Origin of the sequence: Pseudomonas gessardii (assembly GCF_001983165.1) — a bacterium.
Taxonomy (GTDB): domain Bacteria; phylum Pseudomonadota; class Gammaproteobacteria; order Pseudomonadales; family Pseudomonadaceae; genus Aquipseudomonas; species Aquipseudomonas gessardii.
Genome location: NZ_MNPU01000097.1, coordinates 1 through 4344 on the forward strand (window position 1 = coordinate 1; position 4344 = coordinate 4344).

Genomic DNA, 4344 nt, shown 5'->3' on the forward strand with positions numbered 1-4344 from the left:
GTAAGCGCTTCGATTTCAAATGTCCTATCGAAGTCATGAGCGAAGTGATGCAGAAAGCCTTGGCTATGCAATATGATGCTCCTGCGTCAATTCAATAACCGTGTTGCACTCAGCTCCTGCAACCGCCTCCTTTATCTTTCATGGCTTGACTGGCAATGCCTTGCTTCGCCTTCTTCAAGATAAATTCAACGCCGTCAATCTGCACTTTCCATTTATCGCTAGGCTCCTTGGGTGCCTTTGGTACGTCCTCGCTCACGCTTTTAGGTGTTTTAGCGGGGGTTTTGATTTGGTGAAGGGAATGCACCACATCAACAAATTCAGCCACTGAATAGCCGTATTTGTCGCGAAGGGTTTCAAGCTCTTCAACAAATTCGATGACTTTTGCTTCTTCTTCATTTTCTCTTAGGTTCTTGATTTGTTCTTCAAGCTGTTTTTGCTGTGCGAGTAGATCAAGCAATTTCGACATTTTTCTTTTTTCCTTCAAGAATAAGATTGATCATCGGAGGACAAATAAACCAGAAAACGGCTGAACTCTATATTGATACGCTCGTAAAATTCTTGCCAATTGGCATCAACCAATTCAGCGATGGAACTACGACCATGTTCAAGGTTTTCTTGATCTTCAATTTCAGACGCTTCAAGTTGAAGGGTGTAAAGAATGACATAAAGGACATAGGGCTTTAATGCTGCCTTCAAAGCTGCTTCAACGCCGAATAAGCCAAGATCAACCGGCTTCTTAATCTCCAATATGTCGATGCAATATCGATCAAAATAAAGACAGTCTGATGGCTTGTCGGCCTTCGATCCTCTCCACCACTCATCACTTAAAGCACTATGGATAAGTTGTGTATTTACAAAAATCTCACCAATTTTCAAAATATTGTCCATTGCACATGGTTATGGAAAATGGATTTTAAAATCAATCCTTGAAAATGTCAAAATAAAGGGCCTAAGCTCTTACCAGAAAGGTTTTTGATTTTAGATCCACCAGATGAGCTTTTGACGTTCTGCCCTACATCTTATATATAGATTTACGAAGTAAATATCTTTTCTTTTGTGAAAGCGTTCGAATAAGCCCGCAAGAATAAGGAAATCTTAAAAACCCCAGTTAACGCTCCTTATTTATTTACCCCCTTTCGGTTAACGCTCCTTATTTTTTAAAGTGGTTTATCTTTTAAAATATGGATAATCTCAAAGCATGATAATACGGTTAACAGCATTTGTTATTTTTTTACTGCCTTAATCTTGTAATTAGTTTTTTTTGTGGTTAATTATAAGTATAACAAGGGTGAAAAATAACCATGAAATACATTTTAAAGGAAAGCGGTAAAGAAAAAGAGGTGTTCAAACTTAAAGGTTATGTATCAGTTCCACGCGTTTTCCTAGCTCTTCCATTGTTCAACACAATAAACGCTCACAAAGAGCCGAGAGGCTTTGAAATAGCTAAAAACCACAATGCTAAAAACATTCATATTGCTTCAACGTCGCTGACTATATTCAATGATTTTGAAGTATTTCTTTTTATTTTGCGAAAAGTATACAGCAGCAAAAGCAATGAATTTGAATTTACTCTTGATGAAATAATGAATGACTTTGATGTTAAAACATCACATAGAACAATGTATTTTTCGATCTTCAAGCAATCAATTAGAAAACTCAATAAGATCAATATTGAATATGAAGAAGAAACAGAAGAAGGAACGAAAACTGTTTTTCTAAACTTCATTGCCGGCGAGCTGACTAAAAAAGGCGGAAAGATTGAAGTATCAAAACGTTTTATTGATTTTTTTGGTAGCCTAAAAGAGTTGTACGAGATCGACACGAAGATGCTGAGCTTATTAACTAATGAGTATCAGCGAATTCTTTATGTGTTGTACGTTTGTAATAGACGCAACAAAACAAACTATTTCAGCGTTGACATGTTGAAAGAACGTTTCCGCATCAGCGATAAAATGCCTTGTAAAACGTTCATAATGAAAATAAGAAAGGCCAATGAAGCACTCCAAGAAATAGGCCTAATTGAAGGTTTTAAAGAAGATAAAACTAATCGAGTAACTACAAGATTTTTAGTCGACTACAGTTATAAGTCGCTCTACAAAGATTTTAAAGAAAAAAAGGCAATTGCTGAAAAAAAGAAAGCGGCAAGCATCGAAAAGAAAGCCGTTAAAGGGTCGAATTCAGACGATTTTGATCGTGAGTTGAGTGAAGATTTTTACGAAGAAATTGAAGAGCCAAAAGCACCAAATGAATTAACAGATGATGGAGACGAAGAATGGAGATGAAAAAAGAAGAACAGAAACCGCAATTGCCCGGCTTTATAGTAGAAGCTTTGATAATGAGAATTGAGGCACTTATTCACCTAATAAAAAGCGACGTGATTAGATCGTCTATATCTGCAAAATTGGGCGAAATAAAGGACATTAAAGCTTTGTATCAATTGTTATCGCTAGCACAAACATCTATTGAAAATAGTGAACTGATCGAAAATAAGATCAAGGGGGGTCTAGTTTTCAATCCGTTTACTGGTGAGTTAATAAGTGAGCTTGATTACCACTACGCCATGGAAGATATGATCGAAATGATGAAAGGAGTTGTTAACAATCCAGCACCAAAAATGAACCAAAAACCGCCAACGGTTTAACATCGATCAGAGGGCAAATGAATGTAAAAAATTTAATCACCGCTTTAACGCTTTTATTATCAGTCAACGCTTCTTTTGCTGATGACCCTGCATGGTGGAGCGATAGCAAATGCAGAGAGCAAAGAAACAAGGATTACGCTTCGCTTATGTTGCACGGTTTTAAATCTCACGATGCTATTAAAAAGATAGATGAACAATTCAAAATTTGTGTTTGTTCGTCGGGCGATGAAACGAGGGTCGCAGTTCAGTCACTTGCGGATAATCATGAAATTGAAATGATGAGTAACGATGGAGTTATAACCGTCCCTATTAAGTATGGTCGAGATTTCGGAATGATGGCCTATAAAGGCCAATGTTATCTCAATATTGGAAAGCCGGAACTATGCAAAAATTCGGCGTTTATGGGTGAAGCAAAACAGTCATTTAATGTATATGAAACATACGACGAAAAAAACAATGTATGTGCTTTTGATTTCGACAAACAAAATAAATCAACGGGGGGGATAATATGAACGAAGAATATTGCAGAGCAATGCTTGAACATTTCAGCATTAGAATATATTCATTACAAAAAGAATTCGACGCTTACAAGAATGACCAGATGATCCCAAGCGATGAAAGAAAAGCCGCAATGTTCGACCGCTATCACCGCATTAGGGCGTTAAAATTAGAGTTGCTTTACTTGAAATTGATTTGAAATAAGCAACGATCACCAGTTGGTGAATGTTCATGATGAAATCTAAGAAAAAACAAACGCCATAAGGCGTTTTTTTAATCTGGTCTTAACTGCTGCCTTATTCTTTTTTCGTTTTGATAAGCTTCGTTTTCGGAACTGCTTTGACTGTTTTTAGCTTGTGCAGCAAGAACACGCATCTCAGAAAGTTTTTCATTCATCGAACCTGCGGCATCATGCATTGCGAATACATCAGCAGTCTTAACAAGTCCATCGGCTATACCAACGGCCCCGGTTTTTCCAAGCCTTTTGGCTTTCGTATCATCGTCAGCATTTACAGGAGGTATAAAGCTTTTTGATTTAGGATCTTCAAGATGATCCACCGCTTTTTTAACAGGTGTTGTAGGATGTGGCTTTTTAGCTGGCTTATTAGTCGGTAAAGATGTAACGCTAATCGCTTCAATCGGCTTCTTAAACGCTGGATTTTCAAGCTTCAATTTTTCAAGCTCTGCTTTATCGTTGGCGTTAGGTGTAAAACCACTTAATGAATACCCTTTTTGGTCTAGTCCCATCATCTGGAATTGTAGCCACGCATTACGCTTAAAATCGTGCGTTCCTGTTAAGTGCAGGGTTTGGGGTTTGCCGCTCTCTGTGAGCTTCTGCAAGCCCGCTTTAATCGCCATTGGGCTGGTGGTGTTGAAAGTGGCCGTGCCATCGCTGTATTCAAAAGCTTTCTTGTTCGTCCCTTTATAATAGAAATCATGACCATCAGGGGTATCGAAGCGAGTATCTACAACGCGATTAGATTTCTTGATCCTTTTTTCTGTGATGCTTGATTGCTCATCATGAAAATCGCCGCCAATGCTGCCCATTTCACGTATAGGAGCCGTTTTTACTCCAAGATGCGGATTCCACGCCATCCGGACACTCAGCCCACCAACATCCGGACACTCGTTCCACGCTCATCCGGACAGGCAGTCGGAGCGCAGCGACGCAGGTTTGCATTGTTAGTCTGAAGCCCCTACCGCCG

The 4344-nt window shown here is 38.7% G+C and carries 7 protein-coding genes; 4 read left to right on the forward strand and 3 right to left on the reverse strand.

Annotated elements, in window-relative coordinates:
* Positions 1–109: 109 nt before the first annotated feature.
* Together BLL38_RS29540 and BLL38_RS30965 are read right to left on the reverse strand one after the other, a co-directional pair.
* Complete coding sequence (locus tag BLL38_RS29540; RefSeq protein ID WP_242627654.1) at positions 110–466, reverse strand: hypothetical protein; 357 nt, start codon at positions 464–466, stop codon at positions 110–112.
* Positions 467–480: 14 nt separating this feature from the next.
* Positions 481–876, reverse strand: coding sequence for a hypothetical protein (locus BLL38_RS30965; protein WP_130898288.1), 396 nt, complete (start codon positions 874–876; stop codon positions 481–483).
* 425 nt (positions 877–1301) lie between these two features.
* Here BLL38_RS30965 and BLL38_RS29550 point away from each other — a divergent pair, with 425 nt between their 5' ends.
* From BLL38_RS29550 to BLL38_RS29565, 4 genes are read left to right on the forward strand one after another with little or no spacing between them, the layout of a single operon-like run.
* Positions 1302–2282 (forward strand): RepB family plasmid replication initiator protein, encoded by a 981-nt coding sequence (locus BLL38_RS29550; RefSeq protein WP_020301964.1) that lies wholly within the window; start codon positions 1302–1304, stop codon positions 2280–2282.
* Positions 2279–2641 carry a hypothetical protein gene (locus BLL38_RS29555; RefSeq protein WP_169922485.1) on the forward strand — a complete coding sequence of 121 codons (363 nt, stop codon included), beginning with the start codon at positions 2279–2281 and terminating at the stop codon, positions 2639–2641. The genes BLL38_RS29550 and BLL38_RS29555 overlap by 4 nt, the downstream gene beginning before the upstream one ends.
* 17 nt (positions 2642–2658) lie before the next feature.
* Positions 2659–3153, forward strand: a complete 495-nt coding sequence (locus BLL38_RS29560; RefSeq protein WP_130898289.1) for a hypothetical protein — start codon at positions 2659–2661, stop codon at positions 3151–3153.
* Positions 3150–3338, forward strand: coding sequence for a hypothetical protein (locus tag BLL38_RS29565; protein ID WP_032904864.1), 189 nt, complete (start codon positions 3150–3152; stop codon positions 3336–3338). Before BLL38_RS29560 ends, BLL38_RS29565 begins: the two co-directional genes overlap by 4 nt.
* 74 nt (positions 3339–3412) lie before the next feature.
* On the opposite strand, the gene BLL38_RS29570 is transcribed toward BLL38_RS29565, so the two are convergent.
* Positions 3413–4234: a hypothetical protein gene (locus tag BLL38_RS29570; RefSeq protein WP_242627655.1), complete on the reverse strand. Its 822-nt coding sequence runs from the start codon at positions 4232–4234 to the stop codon at positions 3413–3415.
* Positions 4235–4344: the final 110 nt, after the last annotated feature.

Coding starts and splice junctions, on each gene's coding strand:
- BLL38_RS29540 (WP_242627654.1), bottom strand. CDS start 466: ATGTCGAAATTGCTTGATCTACTCGCACAGCAAAAACAGCTTGAAGAA.
- BLL38_RS29550 (WP_020301964.1), top strand. CDS start 1,302: ATGAAATACATTTTAAAGGAAAGCGGTAAAGAAAAAGAGGTGTTCAAA.
- BLL38_RS29555 (WP_169922485.1), top strand. CDS start 2,279: ATGAAAAAAGAAGAACAGAAACCGCAATTGCCCGGCTTTATAGTAGAA.
- BLL38_RS29560 (WP_130898289.1), top strand. CDS start 2,659: ATGAATGTAAAAAATTTAATCACCGCTTTAACGCTTTTATTATCAGTC.
- BLL38_RS29565 (WP_032904864.1), top strand. CDS start 3,150: ATGAACGAAGAATATTGCAGAGCAATGCTTGAACATTTCAGCATTAGA.
- BLL38_RS29570 (WP_242627655.1), bottom strand. CDS start 4,234: ATGGCGTGGAATCCGCATCTTGGAGTAAAAACGGCTCCTATACGTGAA.